The organism is Dyadobacter fermentans DSM 18053 (assembly GCF_000023125.1).
Taxonomy (GTDB): Bacteria; Bacteroidota; Bacteroidia; order Cytophagales; family Spirosomataceae; genus Dyadobacter; species Dyadobacter fermentans.
In genome coordinates this window covers 4,189,858-4,205,211 of the sequence record NC_013037.1, presented here as the reverse complement: position 1 = coordinate 4,205,211, position 15,354 = coordinate 4,189,858, and the positions used below count along the sequence as shown (strand labels likewise).

Genomic DNA, 15,354 nt, shown 5'->3' with positions numbered 1-15,354 from the left:
GCACTACTTAAAGTAAAAGGATAATCCAAGCCGGAAGCGGTTATCTCTGATCATTTCATTCTTCTGCGAATCCACGATGATGGGCAAGTTGTACTGAGCCTGCAAGCCCATGTATTTCCCGACGCGCACGCTTAGTCCAACTGCTCCGAACATGACATAATTATTGGTACTGACAGATATTTTTCTATCGAAAAAATCATCTCTTGCTGTGAATTTACCAAAATTATAGCCCGTCGACAATTGGAAATACGGGGTGAAACGGAACGGCAGCAAATAATAACGGGCGTACACTTCCGGTGTAAAAGCATATTCCTTTACCCCTCCCGGTTTCAGGCTCGCCCAGCTCCTTCTCTCTTTGGAAAATCGATTGGCTATCGACAATTGAAGCCCAACCACCAGTCGGTCAGCGATCAAATAACCCGCCTGTGGCGTGAGCGACCAGCCGGCTTTCTGCTCGCTATTATTTGCAGAACCATTCAATGAAAAAGTAAGAGCACCTTTTTTTAAGTTCTTATAAGGTGGGATGTTTATAGATTCATCAATTCTGAGAGAATCCTCGCCCTGCTGAGCAAAAACATTTTGAGAAAAAATCAGGAAACATATCAAAAAGAAGAAGGATACGCTTTTCATAAGCAATGGTGATTTCAATTCGGGAATATTGAGTTAAAATTTCAATGTGTAACCTATGTATGGCAAAATCGGGAAAAATGAAACCTGCTTAATGGAAATTGCCGTCGGTGTGTAATTCTTTCGTTCTGTCTTCATATCCAGATAAAGCGGATTATTTCGGTTGTAGACATTGTATAAACCAAACCGTAGTTCCGCTTTTCGTTTGCCGGGAGTTATCAGCGATTTGCTTGCGCCAATGTCGAGGCGGTGAAATGCGGGCATTCGTCCGTTGTTTCGCTTGTCATAAATAAATCTTGGGCCGCCACTATTTTCAGTTATCAGGGCACCTTCGGGCAAAGTAACAGCATGGCCTGTCTGGTAAACAAAGCTGGCGCTTAATTTCCATTTCTTACCGATTTCGTAGTTGGCCGTCGCCGCTATATGATGTCGCCTGTCATATTTCATCGGGAACCATGCACCGTCGTTAATTTCTGTGAATTTTCTTTCTGATTTGGATAAAGTATATGAAATCCAGCCATTGAAACGTCCCGTCGTTTTGCTTAGCATCATTTCAATTCCCTGTACGCGTCCTGCGCCATTTTTGATGACAATATCATCCCATGACTCTGCAAGTAAGCCCGTGAAATTGGTTCCGTCGGGATAATCGATCAGGTTTTTCATCCTTTTTGAATACCCTTCCAGTGAAAATTCCAGGCCTTGCCGGGGAAAAGTTTTATATAATCCGATGGAAATCTGTGCGCTTCGTGAAGGCGTTACCTTGTCCGTGGAAGGCAGCCACGCGTCATAACCGAAACCGAAACCATTGTTGGTAAGCAGGTGAACATATTGATTCATAATTGCATAGCCACCCTTCAAAGCCCAATTTGCCGGAAGCGACCAGTTCAACCCCAGGCGCGGTTCAGGATTCCAAAAAGTTTGGTTATTCACATTATACAAACTATACCGGAAGCCGGGATTGAAGCGTAAATTAGAAGTAAGATTAATATCGGCATCCGCGTAAAAATCCAGCTGCGTTGCCGGTAGCTTACCTGCTCCGCTACTTTCCTGTGAGCCACTGTAATTGCTTTTTGTAACAAACGGACTAAATGAATGCCTTGTAGCATCCAGACCGAATTGCAGATTTACCCGATTGGAAGCGAAATAGTCAAACTGAATTTTACTGCCTAAATCCGTTACTCCTGCATTGGTATTTCGATAGAGCCTGACCGGGTCCCTGTTCGGGTTAATGTCCTCGAATTCATTGTTGAATTCACTGGTGTATTTTGAATAGAGCAAAATAAACCGGGCGAAGAGTTTTTGAGATAATACTTTGCTATATCGGAGTGTGGCGGTCGTATTTCCCCAATTATTACCCAGGGAAGTTTCTGTTTCCCGTCCGCTATTGGCGCTCCATTCACCGTAGGTAAACCGGTCAAATCCATTATAAAAGCTCAGATAAATCTGATCCGTTTTATTGATCTGGTAATTCAGTTTCGCATTAAGATCGTAGAAGCGATATTTCCGGGTTTCACCGTATCCGCTCGGTTTTTTGGGCTGCAATAAGGCAGAAAGCCCCAGTGTGGAAACTCTCCCGGAAACGATAAACGAGGCTTTGTTTTTAACAATAGGCCCCTCCAATGTCAGGCTTTGGTTAAGGATTCCAATGCCCGCTTCGCCACCGAATTTCTGGTTATTTCCGTCTTTCATAGTCAGGTCTATTACCGAAGCAAGCCTGCCGCCATAGCGGGCGGGGAATGCGCTTTTGTATAAATCAACCGATTTCAAAGAGTTAGGATTAAAAACCGAAAAGAATCCACCCAAATGCGTGACATTATATACGGGAACTTCATCGAGCAGAATCAAATTCTGATCGGGCGTTCCGCCCCGGATATACAAGCCGGCGCTTCCCTCCGTGCCCGTCGAAACACCCGGTGTAAGGCTCAGCGCTTTTAAGACATCCACCTCACCCAATAAGGCCGGCATTGATTTTATTTTGTCCATCGGAATGGATAAACTCCCGATAAGCGCATCCGAATTTCTTATTTCTTTTACCGTCACTTCTTTGAGCAAATTGGACTGCGCCAATTTAATATCAAGCGGGAATTTATGTTTGGTTAAATTATTGATATACAGCGGCGTATAGCCTACAAAACTGATTTTGACGGGATGGTCCGGTGAGGGTATTTCCAAACTGAAAAAACCGTATGCATTTGTTTGTACGCCTGTTTGAGAAAGGCTGTCTGCGATAGTTGCCCCCACAAGAAGTTCGCCATTCGCAGCATCCCGAACGGTTCCGCTTATCGTTAATTTTTGGGAAAATACGAGATGTGCCTGGGCTGCCAGGAAGAGGATCGTGATCAATATTTTCATCATGGTATTTCGATCACTTTGTCATTGGAAGCAAAAATCAGCCCGTAACCATTTTTGATATTAGTCAGCGCTCTTTGGGGAGGAAGCACGAGATGGTCTACGCCCTCGGGCTGGTCGTATTCTATTTTGGCAAAGTCAAATGCTTCTTTCGTGACGACTTCAAGTCTCATGGTAGTTTTTAATGCCAATCGCGGGTCATCAAGCGTTCCCCTGCCGGCTTCAACGTAAAATTTAATCGGAATGCCGGGGTCTGGAAGGCATTTGCTTTTCACCAGGAATACCGAGGCGAAACGATCGAATGTTCCTCCTAATACCTCAATGTAAACGCTCGATATTTTCTCGCTTGCCCAGGTGTGACAATCCTCTTCTTTGGCAGGAATATTATCGGTGGCGCCATAAGTATTTGCCGATAGCGTATCTTTTTCGTAGTATGATAAAAATGTGAGGGTATAATATTTTTCCGGATCAGCTTGCTGCTCCTTAAAATATAAACTGACCAAATCCTGGGGCGATTGATGATTGATTTCACCGGGCACATTCCGGGTTCTTACTATTTCAACATCCGGCAGATTCAGGGGAACACTCACCGGTGCGGATTCGGCGTCGGGTAATGCGGGAGCCGATGCTTTTATAATGTAAGTGGCACCGGCAACGACCGCATGGTCAGATACATAGATACCTTTCTCATTTGCCAGCGGAGACAATTCAATATTCGTTTTTCCATTTATTTCCAGGGTTACTTTTGCATCCGGAACGCTGACATCCTTCGGGATAAGCCCAACCGGATTGAAGGTTTTCGTTACCTGAATTCTTACGGGAGCTCCCGCTTTGAGTTTTCCCCACAAAACGAGCTTGTCGCCGGAATAGGGAATGTCGAGATCGAGGTCGGTTTCTTTGCAGCCAGCCGCAAATAGTATTAATAGGAAATATAGAAACTTCATGCGTTGAATAAAATCGGCCGGAGATAAAGATATGAATTCGGAAATACATTTTCTGGAAGGTTGCCGACGACCAAAATTACTCAATTACCGGAACGTTCGACTTCATTAACTTTTTTTAAGAGTTTGATATCGGTGCAGCGGACCTCAAATTATTTTTCCATTTTTTAGAATTTAACTTCAAGCGCTGGAATTGTGCCGGTGTTTGTTATTTTAGATTGGAACATCTGAACTAATCGAAAATGGATACTGGATTCTGGAAAGCGTTGAAGACGAAATCGGGCGCATTGGTGCTGTTGGCAGTGGTGCTTGCTGGTGCAGGGCTTGTTGCACTTACAGCGAACAATCCGCGCTCCTGGAAGCTGGGTGTCGCGCTGTACACGTTTAATCCCTCGTCTTTTGAGGGACAACTGGACAAGGCCGATAGCGCGGGCCTTAAATATGTGGAGGGTTTCACATTCGGCAAGTCGATTCCCGAATTGAAAGATTCCGCCGTGATGAAATTGTCGCCTTCGGGCATTAAAAAATTGAAAGCCTTCGTCGAGAAAAAGGGCTTAAAAATGGAGTCGATCTATCTTGTTGGCGGCAAGACGATTCATGACTGGAAAAAGGAGTTCGAGATTGCGAAGAACTTTGGCGTAAAATACGTCACTGCGGAGCCGCCGGTGCGCCTTTGGGACAGCATCGACAGCCTGGCGGGCGTGTACGGCATTAAATTGGCGATCCACAACCATTGGAAAGGAACGAGCGCCTACTGGCATCCGGATTCGACATTGGCTGCATTGAAAGGGCATCCGAATTTCGGCGTCTGCGCCGATCTGGGGCACATGCCCAAAAGCGGCATTAATCCCGTCGACGCATTGAAAAAGCTGAAAGGCCACATTATCGCCATCCATTTGAAAGACATTGCGGCATATAATGATCCCAAGCTGGTGGATGTAGTGGTGGGAACGGGCGTGATCGATTTTCCGGCGGTGTTCAGGGAGCTCGAAGCGCAGAAGTTTAACGGGCACATCATCATCGAGCGCGACCGACAAGAAAAGCCAAGCAACCTGCCGTCGGTGATTCAAACCGTTAAATATTACAAAACTACGTTAGGTTTGAAATAAAAAGCCGCCGAATAATCCGGCGGCTTTGTGTGAAATTGCCCTTGTGTTACACTGAGAGCTTTTTCATATACTGCGCGTCGTTGGCCAGGCTGACCAGCGGCGACTCGGGATATTCTTCCTGCTCTACCAAAAAGTATTTGATACCGCTGTCCATGGCCAGGCGAAGCGTCTTTTTGAAATCGACGCTACCTTTACCCAGGTCGTTTTGTACCGGCTTGCCGTTTTCTTTGGTGTAATCTTTCACGTGGCAAAGCTCGTAGCGCTTGCCGTACTTTTTGAGGTGGTCGGCCGTGGAAACGCCTGTCACGTCGATCCAGCAAAGATCGAGTTCGAACATGACGTTTTTCGGATTGGTATTTTCTAGCAAATAGTCTTGCGGAAGTTTTCCATCGAGTGGTTTGAATGAATAATCGTGGTTATGGTAGCCGAATTTCAGGCCCGATTTTGTGACCTGCTCGCCTACCTTGTTGAAGTCGTCCGCTACGACCTTCCACTCGTCCCAGGTCTTTTGCGGGCCGATCCACGGGCAGATCATGTATTTCAAGCCAGCGCCCTGCGCCATATCGATGTATTGTTTCAGCTTTTCAGGATCTGCGGCAGCGCCTTTGAAATCAAAGTGCGTACTCACCATTTTCACGCCCAGGCCATCGAGAAAACTCTTGATTTCCTTCGGCTCCATGCCCCACAGGAACCCCTTCGGGCCTTGAAAGCTTTCAAACTGCTTATAACCCATTTCGGCCAGCTTGGTCATGACGCCTTTGGGATCATCCGGCAGCAGACTGCGCACACTGAACAGCTGAACACCAAAAGGATCGATCACTTTCTTCGGAGCGGCGGCAATTGCGCTCAAAGAACTAACCGACAATGCCCCAGCCGTTAAAAAACCGGATTTCTTTAAAAAGTCTCTTCTTTCCATGTTGTTTTGTTTTTACCTGGCCCCGACCCGGCCAGGCTGATTATTTTATTTAGAAAATTACAATTCGGCTTTATTACCAGGAGCTGATCAAAGTCCCGTGCTCACCATCAATGGGATCTGTGAAGGGCACAGGCACATTCTTAATGCCGATCAGCGCCCTTTCCCGCTCACCTTCTTCGCCTGTCAGAAGGTCCCAAGCCCTGCCTTCGGGGTAACCGCCAACGATTTCATATTCATTTTTCGTTGGCAATGCGTAGTGACCAACGCCTGCCGGGAGTATGATTGCATCGCCTGCATTGAGGAACAGCTGTTTACCGAACCGACCTCCCACATGCAGCATAACATCACCCTTGCCCACACCCAGTACTTCATGTGTGGTGCTATGGAAGTGATCGTAGGGAAGAATAGTATCCCGCCAGTTATTTGTCCATCCGTTAGCGATAAAAGTGGTTTCGAACCACTCCGACTTATCATCCACTGCGCAGATTTGGCGGTAGACAAGGACAGGCAATGCATTGTTCGGTATCACGCCATCATCCTCAAACCAATATTTCTCGACCTCGAAATTCTTCGGCATAACGATCTGAGAGTTATAGCTGCTTGATCTTGATATTACGGAATGAAATACCCTTCGCCCAGTCTTGCAACGTCAAGTGCCCTTTGGTGTATTTGCCAAATTCGGGGAAAGTTTTGAAATGGCTGTCCGCAACCATCTTCTTCCACTTTTCAGATTTGAAGTCTTCCTCAGCGGTGAGTGTCCCGTTCAAAAAGAATTGGATCTTGCCGTTTTTCTGAACGATACGTGACTGGTTCCATTGTCCGACGGGCTTGTCAGTAGCCGCATTTTTTTGACTCTGAAAACTGTAAAGACATCCAGCCCGTTTTTTGGGGTTTGAATTGTAATCATAATGCGTTTTTTCCAAAAGCTGGTACTCCGGTCCCGATGCCCATGCGGTTGGAATATCTTTGCTTTCCTTGACATTTACGAACACACCGCTGTTACCCGCCTTGCTGATCTTCCATTCAAACCTCAGGTCGTAGTTCTCATATTCTTTATCGGTGACCAGGTCCCCGTGCATTGCGCTGGTGAGGGTAGGATCGCAATACAGTTCTCCCTTTTGCACGATCCATGCGGACGGCATTTTGCCCTTGTTATACAAATGCCAACCATTCGTTGTCTTTCCATCGAACAGCAACGACCATCCTTCTTTTTTTTCCTGAGCGGTAAGTTCGTTCGGCATATCTGCGTTGAAACCGGTCAGCAGACTGATGCTGATCAGCAATGGGGAGAAAATTAGGAACTTCTTCATCAAAATAAATATGGTTATGCGAAAACATGCAAATATGTATAATATTGCAAAGTCATACAATTGTTGAAAGGATTAGTTTTTTACATTTGCCGGCTTTTAGCCGGACACGCCTACCGGTTATTACAAAACATCGAGACTAAAAAATGCTAAAAGAAGCCCGCTTTGAACATATTTTGGATAAGTTGAAGGCGAACAGCCGGGTGTTTTTTGAAGAACTGGCCAACGACTTGAAAGTCTCTGAGGACACCATCCGACGGGATATAGATATCCTGGCAAAGAGCGGCCTGATGGTCAAGGTGCGTGGGGGAGCTATTTCACCGGCCCATAACCCGCTGACATTCCAGCAACGTGCAGGAATGTTTACCGAGGCAAAGCAGCGCATAGGACTTAAAGTACAACAACATCTTGCCGACGTCAAAACGGTGCTGATGGATGGCGGTACTACGATGCTGGCTGTTGCGGCATCGATTCCGGTTAATGCCAAGTTGAGGGTTATTACCAATAACGTCGCGCTACCTCATGTGCTATCCAATCATTCGGGGATAGAAATCGTGTTGCTGGGGGGTAACTACGTGCCAGGGACCCAGACAACGGTAGGTGTCCAAACATGCATGGAAGCACGAAAATACGTCGCGGATCTTTACCTGATGGGGACCTGTGCCATTGATGTAAGCATTGGTGTGACGGCTCAGTTTGCAGATGACGGTGAAGTAAAAAAAGTATTTATTGAATCTTCAAGAAAAACGATTGCCCTGGTCAGTCAAGAAAAGCTCAACATGATAGATTACTTCAAAGTAGCCGAATTGAATGAAGTCGATGCCATCATCACAGATTTAGTTAGTGACGACGACCAACTGGCAAAGTACCGGTTCTCGGGCTTGGAGATCTATTAATTCCCAAGAAATGCTCGACCCCTGTTCGACTTAATGAAAAAGCCACTCACAACATCTGTCGTAAGTGGCTTTTTTCAACGTCGGGATGACAAGATTCGAACTTGCGACCCCTAGCACCCCATGCTAGTGCGCTACCGGGCTGCGCTACATCCCGAACTTTTTTTGAATGCCTCACGGCCATTCTTTGGGGTTGCAAATCTAAGAATGTTTTGGATTATTGTTCATTTCAGGCCGAAAAAAATTGATTTAACCTGAAATGAACAATTACCGGGCCGGATTTCAGATCGTTTCGTTCTGCCAATTCGGGTTTACCGGCTCAGGTTTGCCCTTCCGGAACCACTTGTCGCGGACGCGCTCATTCACGTAATACATGCAAGGCACCATCACAAGCGTGAGTACGGTCGAGAATGTGAGGCCGAAGATGATCGTCCATGCGAGGATGTTCCAGAACACGGAGCTTGGCCCGCCAATGATCAGATCGGGCGCGAGATCGCGGAAAAGACCCACGAAATCGACCGTAATACCTAATGCAAGCGGTACCAGACCCAATACGGCGGCCGAGGCGGTGAGCAATACGGGCGTCAGACGGATCGCGCCGCCTTCGATAATGGCTTCACGCATCGGATACCCGCGCCCGCGAAGTTCTTCGATGAACTCGATGAGCAGGATACCGTTTTTCACCACAATACCTGCCAAAGCGATGATCCCCACACCGGACATGATTACGGAGAAGTCTTTGTTGAATATCACGAAGCCCAGCAACACCCCGATGAGCGAAAGCACGATCGTGAAGAAGATGATGAATGGCTTGACCACCGAGTTGAACTGCGTCGCCAGGATGAGGTAAATCAGCATGATCGCCGCGCCGAACGCTGTTCCGAGGAACGCCATCGATTCAGCCTGCTCTTCCTGCTCGCCGCCCATTTTGATCGTATAGCCGTTTGGTACCTCCATTTCCTGCACCAGGGTTTGGATTTGTGCCACGATTTCGTTGGCATTGTAGCCGGGCAGTACGTCCGAGCCCAATGTGACGATGCGTCGCTGGTCTTGCCGGTTGATCTGGCTGAAAGTGGTCGAGTAATGGATGTTCGCTACTGACGTAATGGGAACCTGGCGCAATGCACCGCCCATGTTCATGTCGCGGTAAACGACGTTCAGGCTGAGCAGTTTTTCGATTTGCTCGCGGTCATCTTTTTCGAGGCGCACCATGATCGGGTACTCGTCCTTATCGTCACGGAATTTGGAAACTTCCAGACCGAACAATGCCGTACGGACCGCCAGTGCGATTTGTTGCGAACTAATGCCCTCGCGCTGCGCTTTTTCGCGGTCGATGTCGATCACGATTTCGGGCTTGTTGGTCACGAGATCGGAGCGGAGCTGATCGATCCCTTCGATACCCGAATCCTGCACTTTTTTCAGAACGTCTTTTTCCAGTTTTTGAAGCACATCAAATTCATCACCGGAAATCTCGATTGAAATAGGCTTACCGGTAGGAGGGCCCACCGCTTCGCGTTCTACCGAAATTTCAGCACCCGGAATGCCGGCTACCGCATCGCGGATCTTGCGAAGGATCGCTTCGGACGACCTTCCGCCGCGTTCGGTACCATACACGAATGCTACCGTCACTTTCGACTTGTGCGGCGTGGCCGAGCGGTCGGGGTTGTAAGGGTCACCGGCGTTTTTACCGACGTTGGCGATGACGGAGTTCACCATATCCATCGCTTTTTCTTTTTCCAACACATCAAAAACACGCTGCTCGATGATCTTGGTTACGGAGTCGGTCACGCGGGCGTCGGTACCGATGGGTAATTTGTTGTAGACGTACACATAATCAGGATCACCGCTCGGGAAGAAGAGCACTTTCGGCTGGGCAATGCCGGTAATGATGAACGTCGCGATCAGCAACAGGAACACAGCCACAATGGCCACTACCGGTCTCCAACCTCTCAAAAGCCAGTCGATGAGTTTGCGGTAGCCATTTTTAAGGGATGGAAGCAGCCGGTCCTGGAATGGGACAAGGATTCTTGGTGTCAGAATGTAATGGTTGAAAACCCACAGGAGGAGGATAAATACAAAGAAGTTTCCAATACCCCGGTCGATGGCGTAGCCGATCAATGCTGCTACCACAAGTATGATTAGCGGCCTGCGGATGGCTTTAAAACTCGTGTCGTGTGCTTCTTTCTCATCATCATGGCGGCCCATGAACGACACCGCAAACACGGGGTTCATCACATAAGCCACGAAAAGCGACGCGCCGAGCGTAATGATGAGCGTCAGCGGCATGAATTTCATAAACTCCCCGACGATACCCGTCCAGAAAAGCAATGGGAAGAATGGCGCAATGGTCGTTAATGTTCCCGAAAGTACCGGAATGAACACCTCTCCCGCAGCCGCTTTCACCGCTTGTTGGATCGTCCAGTCCTTATGCTGGTTGAAAAGACGGTGCGTGTTTTCGATTACCACAATCGCGTCGTCCACCACCAATCCGATCCCGAGCAGGAAAGCGAAGAGCACGATCGTGTTCAGTGTGAATTCCGTCCCGACCATCGGTCCGATAATAGGCATTAACACAAATGCTACCAATGCGGACAATGGCACCGAAAGCCCCACGAAAATCGCGTCGCGCACACCCATGAAGAACATGAGCACCATCACCACGAAAATAAAGCCGAGTACTACGGTGTTGATCAAATCGTGCAAATCAGCCCGCGTCTGGATCGATTGGTCGGCGGTGATTTTTACATCCAAACCGGCAGGAAAGCGGTTTTCTTTAAAGTCCGCGATGACATCTTCGATTTTATCGGCTGCGTCCACCAGGTTTTCACCCGAGCGCTTGATCACGTTCAGGGTAATAACCGATTTATTGGCCAAACGTGCGAAATCCTGTTGTTCTTCAAAGCTGTCGGCCACTTCGGCAATGTCGCCCAGGCGGACCGTCGCACCGGTGGAGGTACGAATGCGGATATTCGCCATTTCGGCCACATCCGTGTATTCGCCTTTCACGCGCAGCGTCCGGCGCACGCCCTGCACGTTCAGTTCGCCGCCCGAAACGTTGATGTTTTCACTCTGAATCGCCGTTTGCACGTCATAGAATGTCAAACCGGTCGATTTCATGCGGTCGAGGTTCACGTTGATCTGGATCTCGCGGTTCAATGCACCGAGAATATCCACACGGGTAATTTCCGGCAATGCTTCGATCCCGTCCTGCAAATCTTCGGCATATTCCTTCAGTTGTTTCAAAGAATAGTTACCGGCAATGTTGACGTTCATGATCGGGAACTCCGAAAAGTTCACGTCCTGGGCTGTGGGGCCCGTGTCGAGGTTTTGGGGCAAATCGGTTTTGGCCTTATCTATCGCATCCCTCACCCGCTGCAAGGCGACTTCCACGGCCACATCCGGCGTAAATTCCACCAGGATTACCGACACGTCCTGCAATGCATTGGATTTGATCTTCTTCACCCCGTTGAGGGATTTGAGCTGCTTCTCGATCGGCTTGTTGATCGTGTTTTCGATATCGGCCGGCGCAGTCCCGAAATACACCGTATTAATGTAAATCTGCGGGATTTTAATGTCCGGGAACTGCTCCTTCGGCAGGTTATTGTACACCATGAACCCCGCCAGCGTGATGATGAACGTAAAGATGTAGATCGTCGTCCTGTTCTCTACGCACCAGTTGGTGAAGCCTAGGGTTTTATATTCGTTGAATTTCATAGAATCAATTTTGAATGATTGAATGATTGAATGACCGGGTCGCCGGCGCGATGAATGAGTGAATAGGGAGGCTGTGCATTCCTGACAATCCCTGACAATTCCTGACAACTCTTGACCATTACTGACCTTTGACAGTCGTCACTCTTCATATTAGTAGCTAATCGGCTGGCCGTCTGACACTTCCTGGTAGCCCAGCGTGATCAGCGCGTCGCCTGCCGACAATCCCGAAAGAATTTCCACCTTGCCATTGTAGCTCAGGCCGGTTTTCACTTCTTTCGCCTTGGCTACTTTCTTGTTGCCTTCGGTTACGGCTACGTACACCACATTCCCTTTCTCCGTGCTCTGAACGTAGTTTTGGTCAATCGCCAGTGCATTTTTGCTCGTAGCATCGTTGATCTGCACCTGCGCCATCATGTTAGGCTTGATGTCGCGGTCGGAAGGCAGGTTAGCCTCGATCGTGAATGTTCTCGACAATGGGTCCACGGCGGTACTCACAAAGGTGAGCCGTGCCTTGTATTCCTTTTTCAAATCAGGAAACTTGATGATTACTTCGTCGCCCCTTTTCACGCTGGCCGCATAAACGTCCGACACTTTGGCCGACACTTTCAGGTTGCCCAGGTTCACCACGCGAACCACGCCAACGCCCGGAGAAGCCATTTCGCCCACTTTCACGTTCACCATATCCACCACGCCGGCCATGGGCGACACGATGTTGGTTTGTGCGAGCTGCGTATTCAGGGTCGCGAGTTTCTTTTCAAGCGATTCCTTGTTGTTTTTGGCTTGCAGGTATTGCAGTTCCGTTCCGATCTTCTGGTCCCAGAGGTTTTTCTGCTTCTCGAAAAGGGTATTGGCAAGGCTCAGCGACGTTTTCAGCTCTTCGATGGATTCCACCAGAATGCTGTTGTCGATCTTCCCGATCACGGTTCCCGCTTTCACGGCGTCGCCTTCTTTCACGTACATCGCCACGATAGCACCGCCTGTCTTGGGCGTAACCATCACATTGTTTTTCGCGTCCACGGTGCCTTGCAGCTCCACGTAATGCTTGAATGTCTCTGCATTCAGCGTATCGATCGACACGGGCTTCACTTTGGCTTCCGTCGCTTTCTTCGGGTCCAGTTTGCCTATTTCGATTTCGAGCGCCTTAATTTTTTTCTCATTCTCGACCTGCTGGGCTTTCAGCTCGGCGAGCTCTTGTTTTTTGCCTTCCAAACCTTCTTTCTTGGCGGAGCACGAGGCCAGAATGGTGGCAATAGCGGTTATAATCAGAATATTGCTTTTCATGGTATTGGTAAGTAGCTGTTTCAAATTTTGTAAGTGTTAATGGTATTATTCGGAATAAAGCTCGCCTTTGGCTTTGCTGAGGTCAACTTTCGCGATCATCAGGTCGTACAATGCGGTGAAGTAATTCGTTTGCGCTTCTTTCAAAGAGGATTCGGCATTGATCACCTCGATGTTCGAGCCTACGCCTTCCTTGTATTTGATTTTCGAAACGCGCACAATCTCTTCGGCGAGCGTGAGGTTCCGTTTCTGCGTTTCCAGTGTGGCAAATGCATTTTTGATATTGATCGCCGCCTGGTTGTTTTCCAGATCGATGGATTGTTTCAGCAAATTCTGGCTGTTTTTTACCTTATCAATCGCGATCTTCTTCTGGTTGATCTGGTATTTCTTCTGGAAACCGTCGAAGATCGGGATGTTGAGGTTCACGGCTAACACCATATTATTGAACCATTGGTTGGTAAACAACTGCGAAAATTTGTCGGCACCCGCGTTGTATCCATAACCCAGCGACGCAGATACGCTCGGCAAATAACCGCTCCGCACATTCCGAAGATCGAGGCCGGCGAGTTTTTCCTGCGTGTTCAACAACGAATATTCGATGCGGCTTTCGTAGCTGACTTCCGAACCGGCCGATGCGGCTTGCAAAGCGTCCACGTCCACTGCATTGATGTCATCGGTAAGCTTAATAGGCTCGTTGGCAGCCATTCCCATTTGAAAACGAAGCAATGCGTAGCTCAGCTCGATGAGATTTTGTACCTTCTGGCGCTCGGTTTGCAGGTTGTTGATTTGCACTTCCAGACGGTTCACATCAAGCAGCTCTACAAATCCGCTTGCGTTCATTGCCTTCGTCTCGCGCATTGACGAATCCACGCGTGCGATATTGAGATCCAGTAATTTTGCACGCTCTTCGGCCACCTGGGCAGAGTAATATGCTTTGGTAACAGCCTCTGCCACCGACACTTTCGATGAAGTGGTGGTCTTTTGCGCAAGCTCCCGGTAAGTTGCGGCCGCTTTCAAACCAATAAAATAGGACCCGTTGAAAATCAACTGGTTCAAATTCGCAGAAGCCGCTCCCTGCCAGGGGATACCGAATTCAAGTGCCGCCGGTGGTGCATCCGGCGGCACCGATGGATCGAGACTACCGCCCGGAAGGAAGAACCTCGGGATAATGATGTTGTTCGTCAACGTAGCAGTGGCCGAGAGCTGCGGTAAGCCCGTCGCGCGGATCTCACCAATGCGGGCTTCCGCGGAAACGGCATCGAGCTGTGCATTCTTGACATTCAGATTGTGCTTGATCGCGTAATCAACGGCTTCTTTCAACGAGTAGCCGGTTTGTGCATGTAGTGGGACAAAACTTATCAGTGCCGCGAGCAGCATCAAAGTGCTACGTATTGTTCTGGCATTTTTCATGGATATTAAGTTCAGTTGCTGGTTTATCTTTTATGGTGTTGTAGTATTCAAATCCTTTTTCCGAAAGTATCCCCCTTAAAAAATGATTCAGGAATTGCGTTTGCACGTGCATCATGTTGAATCGTTTGACAGGGTAAACGGTCGGATCGAAAGCGAGCACAATCTGCTCCACACGCAGTAGCGAGAGCACATCGGTGTCAATATCAGGCCGGTACAAGCCCATTTCGATGCCTTTCAGCAGATTGTCGCGGATGTTCCGGATGATGTACTCTTGCTTGTAGTTCTGAAAAAGCTCCCATGCATTGGGATAATATTTTTTCAGATCGTACAGCAGCGTCGGGTTCATGTCGGCGAGCGTCTCCTGCATTTGCACCGTGGCGTACATCGCTTCCTCGATCGGGTTTTCGGCGAGCGCTTCCAGCTTTTGCAGTTCACATTTCTGATCGCGGATTTCTTCCTGGATCACTAATGCGAGAATGGCTTCCTTGTCGGAGTAATGCTGATAAATGGTACGCTTCGAAATTCCCAGGTCACGGGCAATGTCGTCCATCGTGACGCTGCGGATGCCGTAGCGCCAAAAAAGGTTCAGTGCCGATTTGATAATACGCTCTTTCACAGCGGCAAAGTTGAAATTTTCGAATGACAAAAACCAAGAAAACTTTGAGAATGTTTAAAGTTTTCCACGCCTTAGTAGTCCATTGTCGGGAAAGAGGGCACAAAAATCGTTTATCAGTGCCTGAAAACGCTGGTTATTAGCAGATTTTGACGTTTTTAGGACGTTTAACCAGCGCTGCGTTTGGAAGAAGATTC

General features: G+C 48.3%; 12 protein-coding genes and 1 tRNA gene. 2 read left to right on the top strand and 11 right to left on the bottom strand.

Annotated features, from left to right (window positions below; translation table 11 throughout):
- Positions 1-3 precede the first annotated feature (3 nt).
- Genes DFER_RS17025 through DFER_RS17015 form a run of 3 tightly spaced genes read right to left on the bottom strand, consistent with a single transcriptional unit; the run spans position 4 to position 3,920 of the window.
- On the bottom strand, positions 4-630 hold the full coding sequence (locus DFER_RS17025; protein WP_015812893.1) for an outer membrane beta-barrel protein: 627 nt from the start codon (positions 628-630) through the stop codon (positions 4-6).
- A gap of 33 nt (positions 631-663) precedes the next feature.
- Positions 664-2,982, bottom strand: a complete 2,319-nt coding sequence (locus tag DFER_RS17020; protein WP_015812892.1) for a TonB-dependent receptor — start codon at positions 2,980-2,982, stop codon at positions 664-666.
- Positions 2,979-3,920: a DUF4249 domain-containing protein gene (locus DFER_RS17015; protein ID WP_015812891.1), complete on the bottom strand. Its 942-nt coding sequence runs from the start codon at positions 3,918-3,920 to the stop codon at positions 2,979-2,981. The genes DFER_RS17020 and DFER_RS17015 overlap by 4 nt, the downstream gene beginning before the upstream one ends.
- Before the next feature lie 239 nt (positions 3,921-4,159).
- Here DFER_RS17015 and DFER_RS17010 point away from each other — a divergent pair, with 239 nt between their 5' ends.
- Entirely contained in the window at positions 4,160-5,026 is an 867-nt protein-coding gene (locus DFER_RS17010; RefSeq protein WP_015812890.1) for a sugar phosphate isomerase/epimerase family protein, read from the top strand.
- A gap of 46 nt (positions 5,027-5,072) precedes the next feature.
- Here the strand turns inward: DFER_RS17010 and DFER_RS17005 are convergent, their stop codons facing one another.
- From DFER_RS17005 to DFER_RS16995, 3 genes are all read right to left on the bottom strand, one after another.
- Positions 5,073-5,942, bottom strand: a complete 870-nt coding sequence (locus tag DFER_RS17005; RefSeq protein WP_015812889.1) for a sugar phosphate isomerase/epimerase family protein — start codon at positions 5,940-5,942, stop codon at positions 5,073-5,075.
- A 73-nt stretch (positions 5,943-6,015) separates the two neighbouring features.
- Positions 6,016-6,519, bottom strand: coding sequence for a cupin (locus DFER_RS17000; protein WP_015812888.1), 504 nt, complete (start codon positions 6,517-6,519; stop codon positions 6,016-6,018).
- Between the two features lie 13 nt (positions 6,520-6,532).
- Positions 6,533-7,252 (bottom strand): 3-keto-disaccharide hydrolase, encoded by a 720-nt coding sequence (locus DFER_RS16995; RefSeq protein ID WP_015812887.1) that lies wholly within the window; start codon positions 7,250-7,252, stop codon positions 6,533-6,535.
- Positions 7,253-7,395: 143 nt separating this feature from the next.
- Here DFER_RS16995 and DFER_RS16990 point away from each other — a divergent pair, with 143 nt between their 5' ends.
- Positions 7,396-8,145, top strand: a complete 750-nt coding sequence (locus DFER_RS16990) for a DeoR/GlpR family DNA-binding transcription regulator (protein WP_015812886.1) — start codon at positions 7,396-7,398, stop codon at positions 8,143-8,145.
- A gap of 80 nt (positions 8,146-8,225) precedes the next feature.
- Here DFER_RS16990 and DFER_RS16985 read toward each other — a convergent pair.
- The 5 genes from DFER_RS16985 to DFER_RS16965 form a co-directional block, all read right to left on the bottom strand.
- Positions 8,226-8,299, bottom strand: a tRNA-Pro gene (locus DFER_RS16985).
- Positions 8,300-8,424: 125 nt separating this feature from the next.
- On the bottom strand, positions 8,425-11,856 hold the full coding sequence (locus DFER_RS16980) for an efflux RND transporter permease subunit (RefSeq protein WP_015812885.1): 3,432 nt from the start codon (positions 11,854-11,856) through the stop codon (positions 8,425-8,427).
- 150 nt (positions 11,857-12,006) lie between these two features.
- Positions 12,007-13,137: an efflux RND transporter periplasmic adaptor subunit gene (locus DFER_RS16975; protein WP_015812884.1), complete on the bottom strand. Its 1,131-nt coding sequence runs from the start codon at positions 13,135-13,137 to the stop codon at positions 12,007-12,009.
- Positions 13,138-13,182: 45 nt separating this feature from the next.
- Positions 13,183-14,454, bottom strand: coding sequence for a TolC family protein (locus DFER_RS16970; RefSeq protein ID WP_229206029.1), 1,272 nt, complete (start codon positions 14,452-14,454; stop codon positions 13,183-13,185).
- A 64-nt stretch (positions 14,455-14,518) separates the two neighbouring features.
- Entirely contained in the window at positions 14,519-15,160 is a 642-nt protein-coding gene (locus DFER_RS16965; RefSeq protein ID WP_229206028.1) for a TetR/AcrR family transcriptional regulator, read from the bottom strand.
- Positions 15,161-15,354: the final 194 nt, after the last annotated feature.

What these genes read in the sequence shown, in the direction of transcription:
- DFER_RS16995 (WP_015812887.1), bottom strand. Translation starts at nt 7,252, where the DNA reads ATGAAGAAGTTCCTAATTTTCTCCCCATTGCTGATCAGCATCAGTCTG.
- DFER_RS16975 (WP_015812884.1), bottom strand. Translation starts at nt 13,137, where the DNA reads ATGAAAAGCAATATTCTGATTATAACCGCTATTGCCACCATTCTGGCC.
- DFER_RS17020 (WP_015812892.1), bottom strand. Translation starts at nt 2,982, where the DNA reads ATGATGAAAATATTGATCACGATCCTCTTCCTGGCAGCCCAGGCACAT.
- DFER_RS17015 (WP_015812891.1), bottom strand. Translation starts at nt 3,920, where the DNA reads ATGAAGTTTCTATATTTCCTATTAATACTATTTGCGGCTGGCTGCAAA.
- DFER_RS17000 (WP_015812888.1), bottom strand. Translation starts at nt 6,519, where the DNA reads ATGCCGAAGAATTTCGAGGTCGAGAAATATTGGTTTGAGGATGATGGC.
- DFER_RS16990 (WP_015812886.1), top strand. Translation starts at nt 7,396, where the DNA reads ATGCTAAAAGAAGCCCGCTTTGAACATATTTTGGATAAGTTGAAGGCG.
- DFER_RS17010 (WP_015812890.1), top strand. Translation starts at nt 4,160, where the DNA reads ATGGATACTGGATTCTGGAAAGCGTTGAAGACGAAATCGGGCGCATTG.
- DFER_RS16980 (WP_015812885.1), bottom strand. Translation starts at nt 11,856, where the DNA reads ATGAAATTCAACGAATATAAAACCCTAGGCTTCACCAACTGGTGCGTA.
- DFER_RS17005 (WP_015812889.1), bottom strand. Translation starts at nt 5,942, where the DNA reads ATGGAAAGAAGAGACTTTTTAAAGAAATCCGGTTTTTTAACGGCTGGG.
- DFER_RS17025 (WP_015812893.1), bottom strand. Translation starts at nt 630, where the DNA reads ATGAAAAGCGTATCCTTCTTCTTTTTGATATGTTTCCTGATTTTTTCT.